This is a genomic window from Micromonospora halophytica (assembly GCF_900090245.1).
Lineage (GTDB): Bacteria > Actinomycetota > Actinomycetes > Mycobacteriales > Micromonosporaceae > Micromonospora > Micromonospora halophytica.
Genome location: NZ_FMDN01000003.1, coordinates 15,946 through 39,681 on the forward strand (window position 1 = coordinate 15,946; position 23,736 = coordinate 39,681).

Here is a 23,736-nt window from a genome sequence, read left to right on the forward strand (position 1 = left end):
GAAGGCGGCCCTACTGTCCCTACGTGATGGAACTACGCCTGAACTCCGCGTTCGCGGTCTTCGACGCCCAGGACTCCGGGTGCGTCTCCTACGGCGTCGAGACGTCCGGACGCCGCTGGTTTGTCAAGACAGCCACCACCGCGCCCAGCCGCCGTTCCCTGCTGCGGGCCGCCCGGTTCCACGCCGCGGTCCGGCACCCGGCGATCGTGCGCCCCGAGCACGTCCTCGACGGGCCGACGCTGGTCTACCCGTGGCATGACGGCAGCGTGCTGAACCACGCCACCGTTCACGGTTCGGACCGCAGCGCACTGCACCGGTTCCAGCAACTACCCCTGCGCGACGTCGAAACGGCCATCGCCACGATCCTCGACGCGCACCTGGCCGTCACCGCCGCCGGCTACGTCGCGGTCGACCTCTACGACGGCTGCTTCCTCTACGACTTCCACGCCCGCCAGCTACGCCTGATCGACCTCGACGAGTACCTTCCCGGGCCGTTCACCCTCGACACCGACCGCCTCCCCGGATCCCGCCGCTACATGGCCCCCGAAGAATTCGTCCGCGGCGCCGTCATCGACCAACGCACCACCGTCTACACCCTCGGCCGCACCATCCACCACCTCCTCGACTCCCCACACGGCTGGCGCGGCTCCCACCACCAACAACAGGTAGCCATACACGCCACCACCACGACACCCGCCGACCGATACCCCGACGTGGCAGCACTCGCCGCCGCCTGGCGCACCACCCTGCCGAACCCGTAACCCGCGCCGAAGCCTGTGACAGTGGTGACGCACCACCTAAGCAAAAAGGATCCCGACTCAGGGGGACTCGCAGGAGGGCCAGCTGCGGGAGCGGGTCCAGCGCAGCCCGTGGCTGATCCGGCGCTGAGTGTCGTGCGGGACTCATCCCGAACGCTGCCCCTGCGTCCGCCTCGTGGCCTGAGTCAGCGCCCGAGGCTCGCGGAGGGTTGCCGCCGCAGCGCGCCCTGCCGGCCGGCGACTCCTGGGCCGGGGAGTTGGGTGGCATCGTGATCTTCGATGATGTGCGCGGTGTGTGCTCTCCAGCGGAAGCCAACGGGGGTCAACCGGTGCCAACGCGAGCCACCGTGGCCGACCGCCGGTCGCAAACCGGGGTTCGTGTGCTCGAGCTGTGGTCCTGGGCTGCGACAACGGCGGTCCGGGGAACGTGGGTGAACGTGGGCCACTCCCTGCCACCCCAGGTGAACCCCCAGGTCGCTAGACTAGGCCCTCGCGCCCTCGTAGCTCAGGGGATAGAGCATCGGTTTCCTAAACCGTGTGTCGCAGGTTCGAATCCTGCCGGGGGCACCAGGTCAGACCTTTGATCAACGAGCACTGTCGTGTCTTGCGGGGCCTTCGCGCCCGCTGCGTGCCCGATCGTCCCGCCACCTCCGCCCGATTCGTGCGGTAGGCCACCCGCAACGACCAGAGTGGATCCACGCCGACCGGAGCTACGACTGTGACTGCCACCGCCGCCAGTTAGCCGCCAAGGGCGTCATCCCGTTCGTCGTGCGACGCGGCTCCGGCCCCGGCTCCCGACGGCGGGCGTCGGACAGACCGTCGCCCTGCTGCACTGGTTCCGCCGCCTGCGCATCCGCTGGGAGATCCGCGCCGACATCCACGACGCGTTTCCTTGCCCTCGCCTGCTGGCGCCAGCGGCAACGCTTCAAGGGTGGGGATCTCCAGCCCTGTACCTGACCGTGGTGCCGGCGAGACGGTCGTACGGGGTGAGCCCCGAGCCGACGAGAAGCGAGGCTGCGTACCAGGCGGCGATGATGCAGGCCGCGATACCGCTGACCGCCGCTGCGACCGCCTCGGTTCCGGCGGTGGAGGGCGAAGCCAGGGTGAACGCTGCGGTGTGACCCAACTCCCAGGGAAGGGCGACCTTGAGCGCGTTGCGCGGCAGCGTCCGGATCAATGGTGCAGGTGATCCCTGCGCGGTCCGTACCCGCAACCGCATGAGCCGCTTGCCCGGTGAGGCGCCGTGTGGCCGGGCCTCCCACGTCGCGAGCCATCCGGTCACCGGAGCGATGAGCAGCAGGAACGACAGGAGGTTCCAGGCGCCGACCGGCAGGCTGACGTGGTGGTGACGAAGCAGGAGGCCCACCGGAACCAGTGCGGCGGCGTAACCGATGATGATCAGCCAGTCGAGGCTCCAGGCGGCGATCCGCCGTACCGCCAGGGATGTCATCGCCACGTTGTACCAGGCGACCTGCGGACGCAGGGGCTCAGGGGCCGGCACGTCAGAAGCCGGCGTTGTCGCTGTCCACAGCCCGTTTCGCTGGTTGATCCTGACTGGTCTTGTCCAGGCGTGCGGGCTTGGATCAGCGCAGGCAGCGTCCTGTCGCGGGCACCGCCGGCTCCGCGACCGGTACGGGGGTCGGGGCGCGGCGATCGGCAGGGCGCGGCAACCCCGGTGGCGGCCCACAGGCCGGAGACGGCACGCCAGTGGCTGCCTCCTTCGACCACCCGTAGCCGTTCATCTCGGCGATATCACCACTGCTGGGTGATTCGAAAGCGACAAAACCCCACATTCATGTCCGGTGAGGCAGGGTGCAAGGAGGTGGACGCCGACCGTCGGGGTCACTGATCGCTGGAGGACAACGGTATGTTCCGTCGGATCACCCGAGCCGTCCTACGGGTTCCCGTCGTGCTCGTCACCTCGTGCGGCCTTGTTCTCTCCGCCGGTGGATCGGCCGGGGTGGGCGCGGTCCCGGAGGCTGTCGCGTACCGGGCCGACGGAGGTCCGGCTCCAGATCATCCGGTGGACCGGCGGATCCGCGCGGTCATGGCGGAGATGACCCTGGCGGAGAAGGTCGGCCAGATGTTCGTCCTCCAGGTGAACGGCGACACCGCGACGACGACGAACCCTACCGATGTGGCGGCCAACCAGGCGCTCTACGGCAGCGATGTCCGTAACGGGGCGGAGTTGCTGGCGAAGTACCACCCCGGCGGCATCATCTACTTCAACGCCACCAACAACCTGAACAACCCGCAGCAGGTCGCGCTGCTGTCCAACGGGCTGCAACGGGCGGCGCTGGCCGACCACGGCGTGCCGGTGCAGATCAGCACCGACCAGGAGGGTGGCTTCGTCACCCGGATCCCGCCGCCGTCGGCGATCGCGCCGGGCAACATGGCGATCGGAGCGACGTTCGACCGCGACGTGTCGTTCTCGACGGCCGCCGCGACCGGCCGGCAGTTGCGGGCGATGGGCATCAACATGGACCACGCACCCGTGGTGGACGTCAACACCAACCCCCGTAACACGGCCGACGGCACGCGGGCCTTCAGCGACCGGACCGCGACGGTCTCCGCGTTCGGAGCCGCGGCCGTCCTCGGGTACCAGGGCGGCGGGGTGGCCGCCACGGCCAAGCACTTCCCCGGCCTGGGCGACGCGGAGGCCAACCCCGACACCGGGATCGCGATCGTCGACGAGACCCGCGAGGAGATCCTGCGTACGCACATCCCGCCGTTTCGGGCGGCGATCGCGGCCGGAGTGAAGTCGATCATGCCGACGGCGGTGATCGTACCGGCGCTGGATCCCTCCGGGACGCCCGCCATCCTCTCCAGGCCGATCGTGACCGGGCTGCTCCGCGACACCCTGAGGTACGACGGCGTGGTCGTCACCGATGCGCTGCGCGCTGACGCGCTCGCGGGCATCCCGCAGGACGAGGTGATCCTCGCCGCGATCCGCGCCGGTAACGACGAGTTGCTCCTGCCTGCGGATCCGCCCGCCGCCATCGCCACGGTGATCGACGCGGTACGCACCGGCACCGTGAGCCGGCACCGCATCGACCAGTCGGTGTACCGGATTCTCCGGATGAAGGCCGAGTTGGGGCTCTTCGACGATCCGTTCACCACGAGCGAGGCGGTCGACTCGACGGTCGGCACGCCTGCCGACCAGCAGATCATGGCCGACGCCGCGCGTCGCTCGATCACCCTGCTCCGCAACCAGGCCGGTGTGCTGCCGTTGCCGGCGAACTCCCGCCGCCATGTGCTGGTCACGGGCTGGGGCGCCAGTGCGGTCCCGTCCCTGGCCACCCAACTGTCGGCCAAGGGGCTGGTCGCGACCCCGATGTGGACCGGGTCGCCGGATCAGCAGACGATCCGCCAGGTGGTGGCGGCGGCCACGGCGAGCGACGTCACCGTGGTGCTGACCAACAACGCCTGGGGCGACGTGAACCAACAGAACCTGGTCAAGGCGCTGCTGGCGACGGACACTCCGGTGGTGACCGTGGCCGTCGGGGGGCCGTACGACATCGCCTACCTTCCTTCGGCGCCCACCTTCCTCGCGGCGTACGGCTATCGGGACGTCTCCCTCGCCGCCGTGGCGGACACCCTGGTGGGCGCGGAGCCGACCGGACGCCTCCCGGTCACCGTCCGTACGCCGGACGGCACGCGGGTCCTTTACCCCTACGGATCGGGCATCGGTTACCAGGGGTCGGCTCCGGGCGGGTCGGAGCCCTCCGGTCAGCCGGGCCGGTGACCGGCGGAGGTTCCGTACGACGAGCGGCCTCCGGGGACGCCCCGGAGGCCGCTCGTCGCGTCCGGCGCGGCTCGCTTGCCGGGTCGGCCGATGTTGGTTGGTCGACGGCGGGTGCGGGCAGCCCCGGCGTCGGCCTGGCCGGCCGGAGTCCGCGCGCTCAGGCCTCGGCCGCGTAGCGCCGCAACAGGCCGGGCCAGCCACCCTCGCCGCCCACCCCGTCGCGTACGCCCTCCCAGCCGGGCCCGTGCGCGTCGAGTCGGTCGTGGACCAGGTCGACGCGGGTGCCCCGGTCGGTCGGGGCGAACGTGACGGTGACCCGGCTGCCGGTCGCGTCCGGCGCGGGCACCTTCCAGTCCGGTCCGATGAGCCACAGGAAGGCGAAGGTGCGGGGCGGCTCCCAGGTGAGCACCCGGCCCCAGACGCACACGTCGCCGGCGTCGTTCTCCTCCCAGAGGCGCCCGCCCTCGTGCGGGTCCACGCCGATCCGCTTGAGTTCGCCGGGCAGCAGGTGGTAGTCCCGGTTCCACCACCGGTCGAGGCCGTCGGTGAAGACGGTGAAGGCGTGCTCGGGCGCGGCGGCGGCCTCGATGCTGCTGCGGACGCTGACGTCGGTTGTCACGGTTCTTCCTCCGGTTTCTCCACGGCCTGCGCGAAGGCGGCCAGGGCCTGGTTCCAGAACTGGTCGAAGTAGCCGCGTACGGCCGCCAGGCCCTGTGGGTCCAGCGAGTAGACGCGGCGGGTGCCCGCCGCGGTGGACGAGACGAGTCGGGCTTCCTTGAGCACCTTCAGGTGTTGCGAGACCGCGGGGCGGCTGACCGGCAGGTCGGCGGCGATCTCGGCGACGGAGCGGGGGCCGACGGCGAGGAGTTCGAAGATGGACCGTCGGGTCGGGTCGCCAAGGGCGTCCAGCATCCGCCCTTGGTAAGTGCTCACGAACGGTAAGTCTAGACTAACGAAGGTCTCCGGTCGCAGTGGTCGGCGAGTACGGCGCCAGCCACTCCTGACGTAGCCGGCTTGTGTAACGGGAATTGGTCGGAAAGCGCTGCGCCCGCGTGCGGAGCGGGCCGGTCCACCCCGGCATAGGCTCGACATGTATCGAGGATCGTAGGTCCCGGCCCTGGCCGGGATGGTCGACGGACACGATCGAGGGGGCGGGTCCGTCGCACCCGTCCTCGACGTCCACCCGTCACCGGCGACTGGCCGTGCCACGCCACCGACGTGGTGTGCCGGCGGGAGCCCGGCCGCGCCCCGGGGCTCGTCGACCTGCCCTGACCCGGTGCGCGGGACGACGGCCGGCGGGGGACCATCCCGCCGGCCGTCGTCCCGCCCGCCCGGTGCCCAGTGGGCGGTCAGACGGCGAGCTGGTCGACGTGGGTCAGGACCTGGTCGATCAGGCCGTATTCGCGGGCCTGCTCGGCGGTGAACCAGCGGTCCCGGTCCCAGTCACGCTGGATCTCGTCGAGCGTGCGTCCGCTGTGCTGGGCGATCAGTTCCTGCATGGTCCGCTTCACGTGCAGCATGTTCTCCGCCTGGATGGTGATGTCGGCGGCCGTGCCGCCCATCCCGCCGGAAGGCTGGTGCATCATGATCCGCGAGTGGGGGAGGGCGAAGCGTTTGCCCGCCGTCCCGGCGCAGAGCAGGAACTGGCCCATCGAGCCGGCGAAGCCGAGGGCCAGGGTGGCCACGTCGTTGGGTACGTAGCGCATGGTGTCGTAGACAGCCATCCCCGCGCTCACCGAGCCGCCCGGCGAGTTGATGTAGAGGTAGATGTCCCGCTCGCTGTCCTCGGCGGCGAGCAGCAGGATCTGGGCGCAGATCTGGTTGGCCGAGGCGTCGGTGACCTCCGTGCCGAGGAAGATGATCCGTTCCTTCAACAACCGCTCGAAGACATGGTCACCGAAGGACGGCTCTCCGCCGGCCAGCATCCGCACGTCGTACCCGATCATGATGGCCACCCTCCGCGCTGCCGGCGGGCGACGGGATCCGCCCGGGGGACCGGCACGTCCCAGCCTGCGCCCGGCGGTGGTCGGGCCCCCAGCGTTTCTGCCGGCGGCAGATCCGCCGACGGCAGAACCGGCCGGGCCTACCGGGCGGTCAGTCGCCGCCGGCCAATCCGGGCCCGCCGCCGGACCAGCAGCCGGGAGGTACGCGCAGCGGGGCGACCGGCCGGCGCGGCGAACAGCCGGACCCGCAGGCCCGCCCCGCCGAACGGGGAACCGGCGTGCGGTGCCATCCCGCCGGCGGCCAGCGCGGTCGCGCCCGTGCCGAAGGCCGACCCGCCCACGTGCAGCAGGCGGCCACCGGTCACCGTCGGCGCGGCGTCGAGAGGGAGCAGCCGGCCACCGGTCACCGGCGTGGCCGCCCGCGGCTCGGCTGCCGTGGCGTCCGGGTGGAACCCGACGCGCAGCCGCGGGCCGGCGGCGTCGCCACGGGCGGCCGGCACCCGCTCCAGCCGGGCGAGCGCGGCCCGGGGCGCGGCGGGGACCCGTCGCTCGACCCGGCGCAGGTCGTCGCGTGCCTCCTCCAGCAGGTCGGAGAGGCTGATCCCGAGGGCGCGGCAGATCGCGGCCAGCACCTCGGAGCTGGCCTCCTTGCGGCCACGCTCCACCTCCGACAGGTACGGCAGGGACACCCCCGCCGCCTCGGCCACCTCGCGCAGCGTGCGGCCCTGGCGCTGGCGCACCCGGCGCAGCACCGCGCCGATCACCCGTCGCAGCAACGACATGGGGGCCTCCTCACGGGTGGGGCGGTGGCGGGGACTGCTCCCATCATGCCCGCTGCCGGCCCGGCCGGCCGTCCCGTACGCCACCCCGGCGTGCGGAACCGTGGCCAACCGCTATGTTGTGGTCGTGCAGGCGACGGCGAGGTCGGGGCAGGTCTCAGGGTGATCCATTTTCCCGCGCAGCGGCGTGGGCCGCTCGGTGCGCTGAGCCTTCGCCTGGCCGCCGCGCTCGGCCTGGTGCTCGCCGTGGTCGCGGTGGTCTACCTGGAGCGGGACGGCTACCGCGACGTCAACGAGGACGGGCTGACCCTCCTCGACTGCTTCTACTACGCGGTCGTGTCGCTCTCCACCACCGGGTACGGCGACATCACACCGTTCACCCCGTCCGCCCGGCTGGTGAACGTCCTGTTCGTCACCCCCGCCCGGGTGATCTTCCTGATCATCCTGGTCGGCACCACCCTGGAAGTCCTGACCGAGCAGTACCGGACCGGCCGTCGCCTGGTGCGGTGGAGGAGGACCGTGAAGGACCACGTCATCATCTGCGGCTACGGCACCAAGGGCCGCAGTGCGATCTCCGCCCTGCTCGAGAACGGCCTCGACAAGTCCCGGATCGTGGTCGTCGAGCGCAGCGGCGCGGCCCTGCGGCAGGCCACCTCCGCCGGCCTGGTCGCCATCGAGGGCTCCGCCACCCGCTCGTCGGTGCTGGAGGAGGCCCACGTCCGCAACGCCAAGGCGGTGATCATCGCGACCGACAGCGACGACGCCTCGGTGCTGGTGGCGCTCACCGCCCGGCAGCTCACCGCCGGCCAGGTCCGGATCATCGCCGCGGTGCGGGAGGCCGAGAACGCCCCGCTGCTGCGGCAGAGCGGCGCCCACCATGTGATCGTCTCCTCGGCCACCGCCGGCCGGCTGCTCGGGCTCTCCACCTCGGCGCCGCCGCTCATCGACGTGGTGGAGGACCTGCTCACCCCCGGGCAGGGCATGGCGCTGGCCATGCGCTCGGCCGAGCGGAACGAGGTCGGTCGCTCCCCGCGCGAGCTCGATGCGCTGGTGATCGCCCTGGTCCGGCGGGGCAAGGTGGTCACCCTGGCGGACAAGGCCGGCGCGGTTATCGAGACCGGCGACATGCTGGTCCACGTCCGCGACGACCGGCCCACGGCCGGTGCCGCCACGGGATGACGTACGACGAAGGCGGCCACCCCGGCGTGGGGGTGGCCGCCTTCGTCGTGTCACGGTCGACGGGTCAGAGGATGGTCCAGGTGTCGCCGCTGGCCAGCAGTCCGGCGAGCTGCTGCTCCGGGGTCTCGGTGACCTTCGCCTTCGCCGTGGCGACCTGCTCCTGCACCACACCGTCGTACGACGGGCGGTCGACGGAGCGGAACACCCCGATCGGGGTGTTGCGCAGGTCCAGCCCGGGCAGCCGGGACAGCGCGAAGGCGTACGCCGGGTCGGTCACCGTGGCGTCGTGCACGACGATCTCCTCGGCCGGGGTGGCCGCGGTCTCCCGCACCTCCAGGCCGAAGCCGCCCGGCGGGTGGACGACGCAGAACTGGCCGTCGGAGCCGAAGGTGATCGGCTGCCCGTGCTCCAGCCGGATCAGGAAGTCGTCCCGGGTGGCCGGCTCCTTGAGCTGGTCGAACGCGCCGTCGTTGAAGATGTTGCAGTTCTGGTAGATCTCCACGAACGCCGAGCCCTCATGCTGGGCGGCGGCCCGCAGCACCGACTGCAGGTGCTTGCGGTCGGAGTCGATGGTGCGGGCGACGAAGGTGGCCTCCGCGCCGAGCGCCAGTGACAGCGGGTTGAACGGGGCGTCCGCCGAGCCGACCGGGGTCGACTTGGTGATCTTGCCGACCTCGGAGGTGGGGGAGTACTGCCCCTTGGTCAGGCCGTAGATCCGGTTGTTGAAGAGCAGGATCTTGAGGTTGACGTTGCGGCGCAGCGCGTGGATCAGGTGGTTGCCGCCGATGGAGAGCGCGTCCCCGTCACCGGTGACCACCCAGACCGACAGGTCCGGGCGGGACACCGACAGGCCGGTGGCGATCGCCGGGGCGCGGCCGTGGATCGAGTGCATCCCGTAGGTGTTCATGTAGTACGGGAAGCGCGATGAGCAGCCGATGCCCGAGACGAAGACGATGTTCTCCCGGGGGATGTTCAGCTCCGGCATGAAGCCCTGGACGGCGGCCAGGATGGCGTAGTCGCCGCAGCCGGGGCACCAGCGCACCTCCTGGTCGGACTTGAAGTCCTTGGCGGTGAGCTTGAGGGCGACGGGCTCAGACATTCTTCAGGACCTCTTCCAGCATCGTCTCCAGCTCGGCGGCGGTGAAGGGCAGGCCGCGGACCTGGTTGTAGCCGATGGCGTCGACCAGGTACTTCGCCCGGACCACATGGGCGAGCTGGCCGAGGTTCATCTCGGGGATGACCACCCGTTCGTACGAACGCAGCACCTCGCCGAGGTTGGCCGGCATCGGGGCCAGGTGCCGCAGGTGCGCCTGGGCGACGGAGAGCCCGCGCTGGCGCAGGCCACGGCAGGCCGCGCCGATCGGGCCGTACGTCGAGCCCCAGCCGAGCACCAGCACCCGGGCGTCACCGTCCGGGTCGTCCACCTCGACGTCCGGCACCGGAATCGTCTCGATCCGGGCCGCCCGGGTCCGCACCATGAAGTCGTGGTTCGCCGGGTCGTACGAGATGTCGCCGGTCCTGTCGGCCTTCTCCAGGCCGCCGATCCGGTGCTCCAGCCCCGGGGTGCCCGGGACGGCCCACGGTCGGGCCAGCGTCTCCGGGTCCCGCAGGTACGGCAGGAAGGTGGTGCCGTCCTCGCCGTTCGGCGCGCTGGCGAACTCCACCCGCAGGTCGGGCAGGGACTCCACATCGGGCAGCAGCCACGGCTCGGAGCCGTTGGCGACGTAGTTGTCCGACAGCAGGATCACCGGGGTGCGGTAGGTCAGCGCGATCCGGGCCGCCTCCAGCGCCGCGTGGAAGCAGTCGGACGGCGACTTCGGCGCGATCACCGCGACCGGGGCCTCGCCGTGCCGGCCGTAGAGCGCCATGTTGAGGTCGGCCTGCTCGGTCTTGGTGGGCATGCCGGTGGACGGCCCGGCCCGCTGCACGTCCACGATGACCAGCGGCAGCTCCAGCGCCACTGCCAGCGAGATCGTCTCGCTCTTCAGGGCCACGCCCGGGCCACTGGTGGTGGTCACGCCGAGCGCGCCGCCGTACGAGGCGCCCAGCGCGGCACCGACCGCGGCGATCTCGTCCTCGGCCTGCATGGTCACCACGCCGAGCCGCTTGTGCTTGCTCAGCTCGTGCAGGATGTCCGAGGCCGGGGTGATCGGGTACGCCCCGAGGAACACCGGCAGCCCGGAGCGGACCCCGGCGGCCACCAGGCCGAGCGAGAGCGCCGCGTTGCCGGTGATGTTCCGGTAGGTGCCCGGCAGCATCTTCGCCGGCTTCACCTCGTACCGGACGGAGAAGGAGTCGGTGGTCTCGCCGAAGTTCCAGCCGGCCCGGAAAGCGGCCACGTTCGCCGCGACCAGCTCGGGCCGGGCGGCGAACTTGCGTTCCAGGAACCGCAGCGTCGACTCGTACGGCCGGGAGTACATCCAGGAGAGCAGGCCGAGGGCGAACATGTTCTTGGCCCGCTCGGCGTCCTTCTTGGACACTTCGTGCTCGGCCAGCGCGCCGACGGTCATCGAGGTCAACGCGACCGGGTGCACCACGTAGCCGGCGAGCGAGTCGTCGTCCAGCGGGCTGGTCGTGTAGCCGACCTTGGCCAGGTTGCGCCGGGTGAACTCGTCGGTGTTGACGATGATGTCCGCACCGCGCGGCAGGTCGGCCAGGTTGGCCTTGAGCGCCGCCGGGTTCATCGCCACCAGGACGTTCGGTGCGTCGCCGGGGGTGAGGATGTCGTAGTCGGCGAAGTGCACCTGGAAGCTCGACACGCCCGGCAGCGTGCCTGCGGGTGCCCGGATCTCGGCCGGGAAGTTGGGCAACGTGGAGATGTCGTTGCCCAGCTGCGCCGTCTCGGAGGTGAATCGGTCGCCGGTCAACTGCATGCCGTCGCCGGAGTCGCCGGCGAACCGGATGACCACCCGGTCCAGTTGACGGATCTGCTTGGTCACGCCTGCACCTCGCTTCGCTCAGCCCCGTCGCGCAGGCAGCTGAACATGTTGGTGAGCCCGCCTTGCCCGGCCACGTGACCTCCTTGACGCGCCGCTGCGCCGAACAACCGTGGCTGGTCCGGCCCGCTGTCGTTTCTCACCTCAGAGCCTACGTTGAGCCGTAAGGTTAGGGCAGCCTTGGTCGAGGTCCAACGAAAGTGAATGAACTCAGCAGATTTTTTACCACTGTTGGTGGCATTTCCTGGCCGCCGCTGTAATTCAGATCACGGGCTGTTGACCCTTACCGGCGGGGTCGACTCAGTCCCCCGCCGGATTCGCGGCCGGCTCCGGCACCGGTCCGCCCGTCCGCCGCCGCAGCGAGGCGGTGGCCAGCGCCAGCGCCAGGACGACCAGCAGCACAGAGACCGTGATCAGGGCGATCGCGATCCGCTGTACCGAACCCATCCCGTCGGTGTCCGCGTTGTGGCCGGCTACGGCGAGCACGCCCTGGGAGCCGGTCGGCGTCGGGGTGGCCGCCGGCGGGGTGGCCAGCGCCGCCGCCGCGACGATCCGGAAGCTCATCTGCATCTGCCGGGTACGACCGCTGCGCGGGGCGAGCTCGCCGATCACCGCACCGGCCAGCGGCGCCTCGCGCTGGGCCTGCGGGGTGGCGACCACCGGCAGCCGCAGGGTCTGCGTCCGGCCCGCCGGCAGCAGGCCCACGTCACAGCGGGTACGCGTCGGCGACGCCACGGCACAGTACGGCGGCGGGCTCTGCACGCTGACCCCGGACGGCAGGACCACCTCGACCCGTCCGGTGGCGTCCACCTCGCCGGTGTTGCCCATCCGGACGGCCAGCTCGGTGGCGCCCCCGGTGATGTCGAAGGCCACCTCGTCGGCGTCGAGCAGCATCCCGGGCGCCGGCGGGCCGGGCGGGAAGAGCACCGCGAAGCCCTCGCTGTCCTCGACCGTGCCGCTCGTGCCGGGCCCGGTGGCGGTGACCCGGACCGAGCCGCTCAGCGGCATCCTCCGCCAGGCGTCGCCGCCGACCCGTACCTTGATCAGGCTGGTGAAGCGTGCGCCGGGCGCGGCGGTCTACTCGCCGCAGCCCCAGCTCCCGCCGCCCGCGGCGACGCAACCGGCCGTCCCGGCGTCGGTCAGCCCGGTGGGCAGGGTGTAGCCGAGCCGGACCCGCTCGCCGACCGTGCCGGTGTTCTCCACGGTGACCCGCAGGGTGGTCACGGTGCTCTTCGCGTTCCAGTAGGAGCGGCCCAGCGTGAGGTCCCGGGTGGTGACCCGGACCCCGAGCCCGTCGGCGTTCGGCTGGCTCGGAGCGGGCACGTTCGGTGGGGCCGGCTTGCCCCCGGCCGGGGGCGGCGGGGTGGTGGTCGGCGTGGTGGTCGTCGGGGCCGGTTTGCCCGGCGGGGTGGTGGTCGGCGGCGTCGTGGTCGGTGCCGGTGCCGGGGTGGTCGGGTCGGGCGGCAGTGTCGGGGGCGCGGTGGTCGGCACCGGCTCCGTCGTCGTCGGCTCCACCGGCGGCGTGCTCGTGTCGTCCGTCGGCTCACCGCCGGGGGCGGTCTCGCCGGTGGCGGGTGTGGTGACCGTGGTCGACGTCGGAGCCGCGGTGGCCAGGTCCGGCGCGACCGCCAGGGCCATCGCCAGGCCGGTCGCGAGCGACGCCGCGAGCAGCGAAGAGGTACGCCGGGCGAGCGCCCGCCGAGGGGGGCGTACGTCCACGCGGGCCATCTGTCCTCCGTGACACTCGGTGAGATGACATTCTCGTTAACCGTTGCCCGAGGGCACTAGTCCCATCGAGAAACAAGTCCGTAACGCATTCGGTACGGCTCCTGGTCCGGCCGGCGTGGCTCGGCGCCCGGTAGGCTGCCCCACTGTGACCGGTTACCTGGGCTCGTACGCGACGCTCGGGCTCTTGCTGCTCGCCAGCGTCCTCTTCTTCGTTACGGCGTTCTCGGCCAACCGGATGTTACGTCCCGGCCGTACGGCTGATCCTTGGGGTAAGCGGACCAGCTATGAGTGCGGTCTCGACCCGGTCGGTGGGGACTGGGCGCAGATGCAGATCCGCTACTACGTGTACGCGTACCTGTACGTGCTCTTCGCGGTGGAGGCGGTCTTCCTCTTCCCCTGGGCGCTGGTCTTCGACCGCCCGGGTTTCGGCCTGGTCACCGTGGTCGAGATGGGTGTCTTCGTGGCCGTGGTCGCCCTCGGCATCCTCTACGCCTGGCGGAAGAACATCCTCCGCTGGACCTGACCCCGGCCGTCCGTCGGACGGCTCAGGCGAGGCCACGGCGGGTGCGGGCCGGGGGGCGGTCGCCGCGGATCGAGGCCACCATGTCCAGGACGCGGCGGGTCGGCAGGACCTGATGGGCGCGGAAGACCTGGGCGCCGAGCCAGGCCGACACGGCGGTGGCGGCGAGGGTGCCCTCCAGCCGTTCCGGCACCGGCAGATCCAGCGTCTCGCCGACGAAGTCCTTGTTCGACAGGGCCACCAGCAGCGGCCAGCCGGTGCCGGAGAGCTCGTCGAGCCGTCGGGTGATCTCCAGCGAGTGCCGGGTGTTCTTGCCGAAGTCGTGCGCCGGGTCGATGAGGATGCCGTCGGGACGTACCCCGAGGGCCACCGCGCGCTCGGCGAGCCCGGTCACCGTCGTCACCACGTCGGCGACCACGTCGTCGAAGGCGGCCCGGTGCGGCCGGGTACGCGGCGCGAGACCGCCGGCGTGCGAGCAGACCAGCCCGGCGCCCGTCTCCGCGGCCACCCGGGCGAGCGCCGGGTCGGCCCCGGACCAGGTGTCGTTGAGCAGGTCGGCGCCGGCCGCCACCGCCTCCACCGCGACCTCGGCCCGCCAGGTGTCGATCGAGATGACCACCTCGGGGAAGGCGACCCGGACGGCGGCGATGGTGTCCACGGTCCGCCGGATCTCCTCGGCGACGTCGACCTCGTCGCCCGGCCCGGCCTTCACCCCGCCGATGTCGATGATCTCCGCGCCCTCGGCGACCGCGCGTTCCACCGCACGCAACGCGCTGTCCTGGGCGAAGGTGGCACCCCGGTCGAAGAACGAGTCCGGCGTCCGGTTGACGATCGCCATCACCACCAGCTCGCCCGGTGCGAACGTCCGCCCACCCAGCCGCAGCGCCCCGGCCATCCCGCCTCCCGCCCTCGCCGGCCGGGTCCGCCCGGCCGCTGACGACGCTATCCGGTCGCACGGCGTGTCGTCGGGGCGGGCGTCGCCGCTGTCGGATCGGGCGGTGCGTCGTGGGGGCGGGCGTCACCGGGGGATCGGAGCCGGTGGCGTGGTTGGGGTCGCTCAGGGGCCGGTCGCCGTGCCACGATCTGTCCATGGGTCAGGTTCTGCTCGTACTGGTCGTCGCGTTGACCGTGGCGGCGGTGGTGTTCGGGGTGACGGTACTGGTCTCCGGGCGGGATCCCGGCCTGGTGCCGGCGGAGCCGGACGGCCGGGCGGTGCCCCTGCCGGGCGCCCGCCCGCTGCGCGAGTCGGACGTCGGCGAGGTCCGCTTCGACACCGCGCTGCGCGGCTACCGGATGGCCCAGGTCGACCAGGCGATGCGCCGTGCCGCCTACGACATCGGCTACAAGGCGGAGCTGATCGGTGTCCTGGAGGCCGAGGTCACCGCGCTGCGCGAGGGCCGCACGGCCGACGCCGACGCGCTGCGCCGGGCCCGCGAGGAGGCCGCCGGCGCCGCCGCCGACGGGCACCCCGGCCCGACGTCGTCCGCCACCGACCCGACGCCGGCCACCACCGATCGGACGTCGTCCGCCGCCGACGCGACGCCGGGCGGTGACGCGACGCCGGGCGGTGACGCGACCGCCGAGCCGGCCCCGGTCGACGCGGCCGAGCCGGTCACCGCCGAGCGACCCGAGCCGGCCGGCGGGCGGGACGCCGACCCGGCCGATGCCGCCAAGGTCCGCTCGGAGCCGGTGTGACCGGCCCGGACGGCGCGGACGGGCTGCGGGAGGCCGCCCGCAGGGGGGCCGGCGAGTTCACCGCCACGGTGATCGTCGACGCCCCCGCCGACCGGGTCTTCGCCGCGCTCACCGACTGGGAGCGGCAGTCCGACTGGATTCCGCTCACCACCGTCCGGGTGGTGGAGGGTGACGGCGGCGAGGGCAGCCTGGTCGAGGCGGTCACCACGCTCGGGCCGGCCGCGCTCCGTGACGAGATGCGGGTGGTCCGGGTGGACGCGCCGTACGAGGTCGGCGTGGTCCACTGCGGGAAGCTGCTGCGCGGGCCTGGCGTGCTGCGCTGCACCCCGCTGGCGCGGGACCGCACCCAGGTGGTCTGGCACGAGTGGTTCCACCTGCCCGGCGGGGCGGCCGGCCGGGTCGCCTGGCCGCTGCTCTGGCCCGGCTCCAAGGCCAGCCTGACCCTGGCCCTGAAGCGGTTCGCCCGACTGGTCGAGCAGGGCCGCCTGCCCTGACCCCGGCCCGCTGTCGGGGCCCTGCCCTACCGTGTACGACGTGACTGACCTGGTGACCGGTGCCGACGGGCTGGCCCGCTGCGCCTGGGGGTGCAGCACCCCGGACTACGCCGCCTACCACGACACCGAGTGGGGTCGCCCGTTGCGCGGCGACGACGCGCTCTACGAGCGGCTCACGCTGGAGGCGTTCCAGTCGGGCCTGTCGTGGCTGACCATCCTGCGCAAGCGGCCGGCGTTCCGGCTCGCCTTCGACGACTTCCGGATCGAGCGGGTCGCCTCGTACGGCGAGGCCGACGTGACCCGGCTGCTCGCCGACGCGGGGATCGTCCGCAACCGGGCCAAGATCGAGGCGGCGATCGCCAACGCCCGTGCCGCCCTGGAACTGCCCGACGGGCTCTCCGCGCTGCTCTGGTCGTACGCGCCGCCGTCCCGGGCCGCCCGGCCGGAGTCGTTCGCCGACGTGCCGGCGCTCACCCCGGAGTCCACCGCGCTGGCCAGGGGCCTCAAGAGGCGCGGCTTCCGCTTCGTCGGCCCGACCACCGGGTACGCCCTGATGCAGGCCACCGGGATGGTCGACGACCATCTGGCGGGCTGCCACGTCGCCGCCCCGGTGGCGGCGCGTGATGGGATGGGGGCATGACCGCAACCGACCACCGCGCCAGCCGGAGCACCGACGCGGGCGACGGGCGGGCCGAGGGCGCCTGGGCGGTGCTCCTCCCGCCGGAGCGCCTCGACGCCGAGCGTCTCGTCCACCACGACTCGCTGGAGCTGCCCGGCTCCGCCGGCGGGTCCCGGCCGCGTCCCGGCGACCCGGTGGCCGTGCTGGTGGACTCCCCGCCCCGGCTGGTGGCGCTGGGCCGGGTCACCCGCTCCGGTGACGGGCTGGCGGTCGCGTACACCCGGCGGGCCTTCGACGAGCCTGTCCCGGCCGAGCAGGTGACGCTCACCGGGCCGGTCGGCCCGCTCGACCCCGGCGTGTTCCGGCAGCTCGTCGACCGGCTCGGGCCGCCCGCACCCCGCCGGACCTGGCTGGTCAGCCTCGACCTGCCCATCGAGGCGGACTCCCGGGCCGAGGCGGTTCGGCTCTTCTGGTCGTACGTGCAGGAGTTGGGCCCGGCCGAGCTGCCCGCGTTCGTCTCCCCGTCCGGTGACGAGCTGGCCATGCAGGCGTTCGTGCTGGGCGCCGAGGCCAACCAGGATCCGGAGGAGGACGACTAGCTCGGCACCCGACGCGGGCCGGCACGTCGCGTAGGGCGGCGCACAGTCGGTGACACCTGGGTCGACCACATTGCGTCACCGGATACTGCGGGGGCCGTTGCCGCCCGCCGCGTCCTTTGCTCTGCACCCACCCGCGTACCACCGCGTTGAGCTGCACTTATGTGATCTGGTGGAGGGTGTCGCCTCGGTCGGCGCGGGTACTCAGGGTGACTGTCGCGTCGGTGGGTGCAGAGCAAAGGGCCCGTACGGCGGTGGCGGTCCCCCGGGGTACGTCACCCGGCGTGGTCGTGAACGGGGTGACGTACCGCGGTCAGGCCCCCGGCGGCGGGCGGCCGCACCGACGGGCGCGGTCCGCGCCGCCGAGCGGGGCGCGGCCGGATCAGTGGCCCTCGAAAGTGGGCTTCTGCTTGTTGACGAAGGCCATGGTGGCGGCCTTGTGGTCGGCAGTGGCCCCGCAGATCGCCTGGGCCTGGGCCTCGGCGGCCAGAGCGTCGGCCAGGGTGCCCGCGTCGGCGATGGAGAGCTGCCGCTTGATCGCCCCGTACGCCACCGTCGGACCGGCGGCGAGCCGGGCCGCCAGCTCCTGCGCGGTCGGCAGCACCGCCTCGTCGTCCTCGACGAGCCTGGTGAGCAGGCCCAGCCGGAAGGCCTCGTCGGCGCTCACCGGCTCGGCGAGCATCAGCAGCTCGACGGCCTTGGCGTGGCCGACCAGCCGGGGCAGCGTCCAGGAGGCGCCGGTGTCGGCGGCCAGCCCCACTCCGGCGAACGCCATCAGGAACCTGGTCTTCGGCCCGCCGACCCGGAAGTCGGCGAGGAACGCCAGCGAGGCGCCGGCTCCGGCGGCCATCCCGCGTACCGCCGCCACCACCGGCTTGGGCAGGTTGGCCAGCTTCGCGGCGATCGGGTTGTAGTGCGCCCGGACGGTGTCCAGCGGGTTGGTGGTCGGGGACTGGAGGGTCTGAACGTGCTCGCGCAGGTCCTGCCCCGCGCTGAACGAGCCGCCGGCCCCGGCCAGCACCACCGCCCGGCAGGACCGGTTGGTCTCCAGCTCGGCCAGAGTGTCCCGGAGTGCCTCCTTGAGCGCCACGTCGAGCGAGTTCATCGCCGTGGGGCGGTTCAACGTCAGGGTGACGACGGCGTCGGTGCGGTCAACGAGCAGCGGCTCGGTCACGTTCTCAACGACCCTTCTGTCGGGGGATGCGGTTGCCGTTGTCGAGGCACTGCTCGACGTACCGGTCGGCGGCCGGTCGCAGCCGGGCCGCGTGCCGGTCGAAGAAACTGGCCGCGGCGATGCCGGGCCAGCGCTCCGGGAGCAGTGCCGGCGGCAGCTGCGGGTCCCGGAAGAGGAAGGTACGCCACGCGTGCACCAGCCGGAACCGGGCCGCGTACGCCTCCTCGTCGCCGCTGCGCACGGTCACCCCGGCCAGCAGTGGACGCTGCTCGGCGACGAAGCGCTCGTACGCGTGCCCGATCTCGGTGAGGTCCCAGGCCCGCCGGACCACCCCCATCGCGCCCGGCGTGCCGGCGGCGTGCGCGGCGGTGAACCGCTCGTAGCGGACGCCGGCCTCGTCCAGGAGCAGGTCCACGTCCTCGCTCGCCCTGGTGGCGACCCAGGTGTGCTCGTCGAGGGTGCCGTAGCCCAGGAAGCTGAGGTTGGCGGCCAGCCGCTGCCGGTCCCGCCGGGCCGTCGGGGTCTGAAGGACCAGCAGGTCGAACCGGCCGTCCCAGGTGACCCGGCCGGTGCGGTAGATCCGGGCGGCCGCCTCGTCGAGCCGCCGGGCGGCCTTCGGCGTGATCGAATATCCCGGCCCGGAGGCCAGGCGGAGCGGATCGAGCCAACCCTGGCGGACCATCCGGGAGACCGCGGTGCGCACGGCCGGGGGCGCGATCCCCAGCGGCGCGAGCAGCTTGACCAGGGCGGCGACCGGTGCACGGCCACCCCTCGGCCGGAGGTAGTCGCCGTACAGGTCGAAGAGTGCCGACCGTGCCTGCATGACCGCACATTGTGACAGGCCTATCCAAGATAAGCTAGGTGCTGTTACATCAATGCTGCTTCGGTTTGGGTCCGGCGGTGTTCATCAGGGAAAATCGTTGGTCGACACCCCCGCGTACGTTGCGGTGGTCATGACGAAGTGGCTGTGGGGCAACCCACCGACCCTGGTGTAGGTCTGAGGGGAGACAACATGGCGGCGATGAAGCCGCGGACGGGCGACGGTCCGCTGGAAGTCACCAAGGAGGGCCGGGGCATCGTCATGCGAGTCCCGCTGGAGGGCGGTGGCCGGCTCGTCGTCGAGATGACTCCCGACGAGGCCAACGCGCTCGGTGACGCGCTGAAGGCGGCCGCCGGCTGATCGAACGACAATCCGCGCGACGGTGCGCGGACGGTTCGTCGTGTCCCTGAGCCACCGGCATGGCCGGTGGCTCAGGGTCTTCAGGTCATCCACGCGGGGCGTCCAGGCCCCGCGCCACGATCATTCCCGGAGGTACGGTCCAGCGTGCTCGCCATCCGTCTGACAGCCGGTCCCGACCGGCTGGACACCCTCGTCCTGCCCGTCCGAGCTGGTGCCGCGACCGACGGGGGCGAGACCCCGGCGACGCTGGCCCCGACCGTGCCGGCCCTGCCCGACGAGGTGGCGGCGGAGGTGGCCGCCCTGCTGCCCGCCACCCGGCTGACCGGCCGGGCCGGTGAGACCTTCGCCCATCTGCGACCCGCCCGCACGCCGGGTCGGCTGCTGCTGCTCGGAGTCGGCGACGGCGCCGACAAGGCCTGGCGGACCGCCGGAGCGGCCCTGGCCCGCGCCGCCAAGGATGAGACGCGCATCACACTCGCGCTGCCCGTCGACGCCGGCGCCGGCGCGGTCCGCGCCCTCGTGGAGGGGCTGCAACTCGCCGCGTACCGGTTCCGGATGACCGAGGCGGGCGAGACGCCCGCGCTGACCGAGGTGGAGCTGCTGGTCGCCGACCCGCAGGCGCACCGCGAGGCGGTCGCCGCCGCGGAGACCACCGCCCGGATGACCCGGTTCGCCCGGGATCTCACCAACACCCCGTCGTCGGTGAAGAACCCGCAGTGGTTCGTCGCGCAGATCGAGGCCGCCGCGGCCGAGCTGACCGACCTGCGCCTGCGGGTACGCGGCCCGGAAGAGCTGGCCGCCGAGGGCTTCGGCGGCATCCTCGCGGTCGGCCGCGGCTCGGCCAGCGGCCCTCGCCTGGTCGAGCTGGACTGGCGGCCCGCCGACGCCCGTACCCACGTGGTGCTGGTCGGCAAGGGGATCACCTTCGACACCGGCGGCATCTCGATCAAGCCGGTGCCGGCGATGAAGCTGATGCGCAAGGACATGGCCGGCGCCGCCGCGGTGGTCGCGGCGACCCTGGGCGCGGCTGCGCTGCGCCTGCCCGTCCGGGTCACCACCCTCGCCCCGCTGGCGGAGAACATGGTCAGCGGCTCGGCGTTCCGCCCGGGCGACATCGTCCGTCACTACGGCGGCCTCACCAGCGAGAGCACCAACTCCGACGCCGAGGGGCGGCTCGTGCTCGCCGACGCCATGGCGTACGCGGTGCGGGAACTCAAGCCCGACCTGCTGATCGACCTGGCCACCCTCACCGGTGCCAACGCGGTCGCGCTCGGCAAGCGCCACGGCGCCCTCTACAGCGAGAACGACCAGCTCGCCGCCGACGTGCTGGCCGCCGTCGACGCCGCGGGCGAGGCCGCCTGGCGGATGCCGTTGCCCGCCGACTACGTCGAGCACCTCGGCAGCGACCTCGCCGACCTGCACAGCTCGCCGGACGCCGGCGCGGGCTCGGTCACCGCCGCGCTCTTCCTCCGCGAGTTCACCGGCGAGCTGCGCGACCGGTGGCTGCACATCGACATGTCCGCGCCCTCCTGGGCCGACGGCGACGACGCCGAGCTGACCCGGGGTGCGACCGGCTGGGGCGTACGCGGGCTGCTGCGCTGGCTGGCGACCCTGGGCTGAGCGGTCGGTCCCGCCCCCGGTGCCCGACGGGTGCCGGGCGGGCCGGTCAGCGACCGGTCAGCACTTCACCGCGACGAGCAGGCCGTGCCCGACCGGCAGCAGCGCGGTCGTCCAGTGCTCGGACTCGCGGATCATCTTGACCGTCTCCCGGACGGTCACCGTCTCGGCGTCCCGGGCGGCCGGGTCGCTGATCCGCCCGTTGGCCAGGATGCCGTTGAGGACGACCATCCCGCCGGGGCGCAGCAGCCGCAGCGCGGCATCGACGTAGGCGGCGAAACCGGTCGCCTCGGCGTCGACGAAGACCAGGTCGTACGCGCCGTCGGCGAGCCGGGGCAGTACGTCCAGCGCCCGGCCGGTGATGATCCGGGTACGCCCGGAGGGGACGCCGGCCTCGACGAAGATACGCCGGGCGATCCGCTGGTGCTCGATCTCCAGGTCGATGGTGGTCAGCACGCCGTCGGCGCGCATCCCGCGCAGCAGCCAGACGCCACTGACCCCGGTGCCGGTGCCGATCTCCACCACCGCGCGGGCGTTGCCGGCGGCGGCGAGCAGGCGCAGCGCGGCCCCGGCGCCCGGGGTGACCGCGTCGAGGCCCACCTCCCGGGCGAGGCTGCGGGCGGTGCGCAGCACGAGGTCCTCCCCGACGTACGACTCGGCGAACTGCAGCGTCTGCGCCGTCGGAGTGCCGGAATTGGCGACCGTGGCGATGGGACACCTCCGGGCGGCGGGAGTGGTGCGAGGGGCGGGTTGGCACTGTGAGCCTAGAGGCGAGGCTCCCGACGCGCAGCCGCGCCGTCCGCAGATGACGATCACGCCCGCCGAGAGCCGACTCGGTATCCGGTCATTCGTGCAATCCTGGAAGCGGTACCCCTCGTTCCGCGCCGGCCGTCGCGCCGTGCCGCGCGGGGGTCGGGGGACGGAGTGGGAGGCACCGACGTGACCGACGGCTGGGACTGGCGCCGGCCCGGCAGCAACCCGACGGCGGCGGGACCGCCGGCCGGGGGGCCGCCGACGGCGCCGCACGGCGCCGGGGGAGGGACGACATCGCCCTGGTGGTCCGACGCGCTCGCCGACCCGTGGCGGGACCCGTACGCGCCGGCTGCCGTGGTGATTCCGACGGCGCCCGCCGGGGCCGGGCCGGAACCGGTCACCGACCCCGACGCCCCGGGCCGGCCGAGGCTGCGACAGTTGCTGCTGATCCCGCTGATCACCGCGCTGCTCGCCGGCTCGCTCGGCGGTGCCCTCGGGTACGCCTTCGCGGTGCGCGGCGGCGCGGGCGGCGGCGTGACGCTCGGCGCCCGCCCCGCCGAGGCGCCCGGGCTGGCCCAGCGCCGCCCCGACTCGCTGGCCGGGGTCGCCGAGAAGGTCCTGCCCAGCGTGGTGACCGTACGGGTGGCCGGCCTGGGCGGGGTGAGCGAGGGCTCCGGCTTCATCGTCAGCGCCGACGGGCATGTGATCACCAACGACCATGTGGTCTCCGGCGGCACCGGCAAGGCCACGGTGATCCTCAACGACGGCAGCACCGCCCCGGCCACCGTGGTCGGGCAGGACCCGGAGTCGGACATCGCGGTGATCAAGGTGAACCGGACGGGATTGCGGCCGATCGAGTTCGGTGACTCCGACGCGCTCGCCGTCGGCGACCCGGTGCTCGCCATCGGCTCGCCGCTCTCGCTGGCCAACACGGTCACCGCCGGCATCGTCAGCGCCCTGGACCGCACCATGCAGGCCGGGGAGCCGGGCGGCCCGGTGCGCTACTACGCGGCGATCCAGACCGACGCGGCGGTCAACCACGGCAACTCCGGCGGGCCGCTGGTCGACTCGGCCGGTCGGGTGATCGGGGTGAACTCCACGATCAAGTCGCTGGTCGCCGAGGGGCAGGAGGCGGGGAACATCGGGCTCGCCTTCGCCATCCCGATCAACCAGGCCAAGCGGATCACCCAGGAGATCATCGGCACCGGCAAGGCCCGGCGTACGGTGATCGGTGCGCAGGTGGGCGGCACCGGCTCGGCGACCGGCGGAGCCGGTGTACGGCTGGCGACGGTGGAGCCGTCCGGGCCGGCGGCCGGTGCGGGGCTGCGGTCCGGGGACGTGATCCTGCGGTTGAACGGCCGCCCGATGACCGAGCCGACCGACCTGATCGCGTTGGTCCGCAAGTTCGCCCCGGGGTCGGTGGTGACGGTGGAGTACCGGCGCGGCTCGACCCGGCGGAACACCTCGGTGACTCTCGCCGCAGACGCCAAGTGAGGACCGGTCACCCCCTCCCGGGTGGGCGTCCGACGTGCGTAGTCTTGGCCTGACGCCGACGAGGAGGCCCAGCAGTGTTCGACAACCTGAACTGGTGGGAGATCGGTGCGCTGCTGCTCCTGGCGCTGTTGATCTTCGGTGACCGGCTGCCCGCCGTCATCAACGACGGCCTGCGGATGGTGCGCAACCTGCGCGACATGGCCCGGAACGCGACCGGCGACCTGAGCCGCGAGCTGGGCACCGACATCCAGCTGGAGGATCTGCACCCGAAGGCGTTCATCCGCAAGCACCTGCTCAGCGAGGAGGACGAGGCGGCGATCCGCAAGCCGCTGCAGGGCGTCTACGACAACCTGCGCGCCGACGTCACCGGGGTGCACGACGAGCTCAAGGACGTCGCCAGCGCCGCCGACCTGCGGTCCGACGCTCGCCGCAGCACCGCGACCGGCGCCGCTCCCGCCCCGGCCCCGCGCCCCAGCTACGACGACGCCACCTGACGCCTCCCGCCTGCCCGCGCCGCCCGGCCCCG

General features: G+C 72.8%; 25 protein-coding genes and 1 tRNA gene. 13 read left to right on the forward strand and 13 right to left on the reverse strand.

Going from position 1 to position 23,736, the window contains the following annotated elements:
* The first annotated feature begins 26 nt into the window (after positions 1-26).
* Together GA0070560_RS05165 and GA0070560_RS05170 are read left to right on the forward strand one after the other, a co-directional pair.
* Positions 27-761, forward strand: coding sequence for a protein kinase family protein (locus tag GA0070560_RS05165; protein ID WP_091292027.1), 735 nt, complete (start codon positions 27-29; stop codon positions 759-761).
* Positions 762-1,252: 491 nt separating this feature from the next.
* Positions 1,253-1,328, forward strand: a tRNA-Arg gene (locus GA0070560_RS05170).
* A gap of 355 nt (positions 1,329-1,683) precedes the next feature.
* On the opposite strand, the gene GA0070560_RS05175 is transcribed toward GA0070560_RS05170, so the two are convergent.
* The gene (locus GA0070560_RS05175) at positions 1,684-2,208 is read right to left on the reverse strand and encodes an RDD family protein (protein WP_139131443.1); all 525 of its coding nucleotides are present in this window, start codon (positions 2,206-2,208) and stop codon (positions 1,684-1,686) included.
* Positions 2,209-2,805: 597 nt separating this feature from the next.
* Here GA0070560_RS05175 and GA0070560_RS05180 point away from each other — a divergent pair.
* Complete coding sequence (locus GA0070560_RS05180; RefSeq protein ID WP_211565759.1) at positions 2,806-4,503, forward strand: glycoside hydrolase family 3 protein; 1,698 nt, start codon at positions 2,806-2,808, stop codon at positions 4,501-4,503.
* Between the two features lie 157 nt (positions 4,504-4,660).
* Here GA0070560_RS05180 and GA0070560_RS05185 read toward each other — a convergent pair whose 3' ends face one another.
* The 4 genes from GA0070560_RS05185 to GA0070560_RS05200 all read right to left on the reverse strand — a co-directional run bounded on the left by GA0070560_RS05185 (position 4,661) and on the right by GA0070560_RS05200 (position 7,228).
* On the reverse strand, positions 4,661-5,122 hold the full coding sequence (locus GA0070560_RS05185; RefSeq protein ID WP_170839292.1) for an SRPBCC domain-containing protein: 462 nt from the start codon (positions 5,120-5,122) through the stop codon (positions 4,661-4,663).
* Positions 5,119-5,436: an ArsR/SmtB family transcription factor gene (locus tag GA0070560_RS05190; protein WP_170839293.1), complete on the reverse strand. Its 318-nt coding sequence runs from the start codon at positions 5,434-5,436 to the stop codon at positions 5,119-5,121. Before GA0070560_RS05190 ends, GA0070560_RS05185 begins: the two co-directional genes overlap by 4 nt.
* A 416-nt stretch (positions 5,437-5,852) precedes the next feature.
* Positions 5,853-6,449 carry an ATP-dependent Clp protease proteolytic subunit gene (locus GA0070560_RS05195; RefSeq protein WP_091292928.1) on the reverse strand — a complete coding sequence of 199 codons (597 nt, stop codon included), beginning with the start codon at positions 6,447-6,449 and terminating at the stop codon, positions 5,853-5,855.
* 137 nt (positions 6,450-6,586) lie between these two features.
* On the reverse strand, positions 6,587-7,228 hold the full coding sequence (locus GA0070560_RS05200) for a helix-turn-helix domain-containing protein (protein ID WP_091292035.1): 642 nt from the start codon (positions 7,226-7,228) through the stop codon (positions 6,587-6,589).
* 159 nt (positions 7,229-7,387) lie between these two features.
* Between GA0070560_RS05200 and GA0070560_RS05205 the strand changes: the two genes are divergently transcribed.
* Entirely contained in the window at positions 7,388-8,404 is a 1,017-nt protein-coding gene (locus tag GA0070560_RS05205; protein ID WP_091292038.1) for a potassium channel family protein, read from the forward strand.
* 64 nt (positions 8,405-8,468) lie between these two features.
* Here GA0070560_RS05205 and GA0070560_RS05210 read toward each other — a convergent pair whose 3' ends face one another.
* The 4 genes from GA0070560_RS05210 to GA0070560_RS29340 form a co-directional block, all read right to left on the reverse strand.
* The gene (locus GA0070560_RS05210; protein WP_091292041.1) at positions 8,469-9,503 is read right to left on the reverse strand and encodes a 2-oxoacid:ferredoxin oxidoreductase subunit beta; all 1,035 of its coding nucleotides are present in this window, start codon (positions 9,501-9,503) and stop codon (positions 8,469-8,471) included.
* Positions 9,496-11,343, reverse strand: a complete 1,848-nt coding sequence (locus tag GA0070560_RS05215; protein WP_091292043.1) for a 2-oxoacid:acceptor oxidoreductase subunit alpha — start codon at positions 11,341-11,343, stop codon at positions 9,496-9,498. The genes GA0070560_RS05210 and GA0070560_RS05215 overlap by 8 nt, the downstream gene beginning before the upstream one ends.
* Positions 11,344-11,640: 297 nt before the next feature.
* Complete coding sequence (locus GA0070560_RS29335; RefSeq protein ID WP_245675373.1) at positions 11,641-12,348, reverse strand: hypothetical protein; 708 nt, start codon at positions 12,346-12,348, stop codon at positions 11,641-11,643.
* A 69-nt stretch (positions 12,349-12,417) separates the two neighbouring features.
* Positions 12,418-13,068: a hypothetical protein gene (locus tag GA0070560_RS29340; RefSeq protein WP_245675374.1), complete on the reverse strand. Its 651-nt coding sequence runs from the start codon at positions 13,066-13,068 to the stop codon at positions 12,418-12,420.
* Positions 13,069-13,213: 145 nt separating this feature from the next.
* On the opposite strand from GA0070560_RS29340, the gene ndhC reads away from it, so the two are divergent.
* Positions 13,214-13,591 carry an NADH-quinone oxidoreductase subunit A gene (ndhC, locus tag GA0070560_RS05225; protein ID WP_091292046.1) on the forward strand — a complete coding sequence of 126 codons (378 nt, stop codon included), beginning with the start codon at positions 13,214-13,216 and terminating at the stop codon, positions 13,589-13,591.
* A 22-nt stretch (positions 13,592-13,613) separates the two neighbouring features.
* Here the strand turns inward: ndhC and folP are convergent, their stop codons facing one another.
* Positions 13,614-14,483: a dihydropteroate synthase gene (gene folP / locus GA0070560_RS05230; RefSeq protein ID WP_091292049.1), complete on the reverse strand. Its 870-nt coding sequence runs from the start codon at positions 14,481-14,483 to the stop codon at positions 13,614-13,616.
* 194 nt (positions 14,484-14,677) lie between these two features.
* Here folP and GA0070560_RS28045 point away from each other — a divergent pair, with 194 nt between their 5' ends.
* Genes GA0070560_RS28045 through GA0070560_RS05250 form a run of 4 tightly spaced genes read left to right on the forward strand, consistent with a single transcriptional unit; the run spans position 14,678 to position 16,995 of the window.
* Positions 14,678-15,283: a DivIVA domain-containing protein gene (locus GA0070560_RS28045; RefSeq protein ID WP_139131444.1), complete on the forward strand. Its 606-nt coding sequence runs from the start codon at positions 14,678-14,680 to the stop codon at positions 15,281-15,283.
* The gene (locus GA0070560_RS05240) at positions 15,280-15,777 is read left to right on the forward strand and encodes an SRPBCC family protein (RefSeq protein ID WP_091292051.1); all 498 of its coding nucleotides are present in this window, start codon (positions 15,280-15,282) and stop codon (positions 15,775-15,777) included. Before GA0070560_RS28045 ends, GA0070560_RS05240 begins: the two co-directional genes overlap by 4 nt.
* Positions 15,778-15,817: 40 nt before the next feature.
* Positions 15,818-16,417 (forward strand): DNA-3-methyladenine glycosylase I, encoded by a 600-nt coding sequence (locus GA0070560_RS05245; RefSeq protein WP_091292930.1) that lies wholly within the window; start codon positions 15,818-15,820, stop codon positions 16,415-16,417.
* Complete coding sequence (locus GA0070560_RS05250; protein WP_091292054.1) at positions 16,414-16,995, forward strand: hypothetical protein; 582 nt, start codon at positions 16,414-16,416, stop codon at positions 16,993-16,995. The genes GA0070560_RS05245 and GA0070560_RS05250 overlap by 4 nt, the downstream gene beginning before the upstream one ends.
* A 379-nt stretch (positions 16,996-17,374) precedes the next feature.
* Here GA0070560_RS05250 and GA0070560_RS05255 read toward each other — a convergent pair whose 3' ends face one another.
* Together GA0070560_RS05255 and GA0070560_RS05260 are read right to left on the reverse strand one after the other, a co-directional pair.
* Positions 17,375-18,166, reverse strand: coding sequence for an enoyl-CoA hydratase/isomerase family protein (locus GA0070560_RS05255; RefSeq protein ID WP_091292056.1), 792 nt, complete (start codon positions 18,164-18,166; stop codon positions 17,375-17,377).
* Between the two features lie 4 nt (positions 18,167-18,170).
* Positions 18,171-18,989, reverse strand: coding sequence for a PaaX family transcriptional regulator (locus GA0070560_RS05260; protein ID WP_091292058.1), 819 nt, complete (start codon positions 18,987-18,989; stop codon positions 18,171-18,173).
* 189 nt (positions 18,990-19,178) lie between these two features.
* On the opposite strand from GA0070560_RS05260, the gene GA0070560_RS05265 reads away from it, so the two are divergent.
* Together GA0070560_RS05265 and GA0070560_RS05270 are read left to right on the forward strand one after the other, a co-directional pair.
* Positions 19,179-19,346: a DUF3117 domain-containing protein gene (locus GA0070560_RS05265; protein WP_007455245.1), complete on the forward strand. Its 168-nt coding sequence runs from the start codon at positions 19,179-19,181 to the stop codon at positions 19,344-19,346.
* 144 nt (positions 19,347-19,490) lie between these two features.
* The gene (locus tag GA0070560_RS05270) at positions 19,491-20,966 is read left to right on the forward strand and encodes a leucyl aminopeptidase family protein (protein ID WP_091292060.1); all 1,476 of its coding nucleotides are present in this window, start codon (positions 19,491-19,493) and stop codon (positions 20,964-20,966) included.
* 57 nt (positions 20,967-21,023) lie between these two features.
* Here GA0070560_RS05270 and GA0070560_RS05275 read toward each other — a convergent pair whose 3' ends face one another.
* Positions 21,024-21,596, reverse strand: coding sequence for an O-methyltransferase (locus tag GA0070560_RS05275; RefSeq protein ID WP_091292062.1), 573 nt, complete (start codon positions 21,594-21,596; stop codon positions 21,024-21,026).
* A gap of 306 nt (positions 21,597-21,902) precedes the next feature.
* Between GA0070560_RS05275 and GA0070560_RS05280 the strand changes: the two genes are divergently transcribed.
* Together GA0070560_RS05280 and GA0070560_RS05285 are read left to right on the forward strand one after the other, a co-directional pair.
* Positions 21,903-23,210, forward strand: a complete 1,308-nt coding sequence (locus GA0070560_RS05280) for a S1C family serine protease (RefSeq protein ID WP_091292933.1) — start codon at positions 21,903-21,905, stop codon at positions 23,208-23,210.
* Between the two features lie 74 nt (positions 23,211-23,284).
* Positions 23,285-23,704, forward strand: a complete 420-nt coding sequence (locus tag GA0070560_RS05285) for a twin-arginine translocase TatA/TatE family subunit (RefSeq protein WP_091292064.1) — start codon at positions 23,285-23,287, stop codon at positions 23,702-23,704.
* The last annotated feature ends 32 nt before the right edge of the window (positions 23,705-23,736 follow it).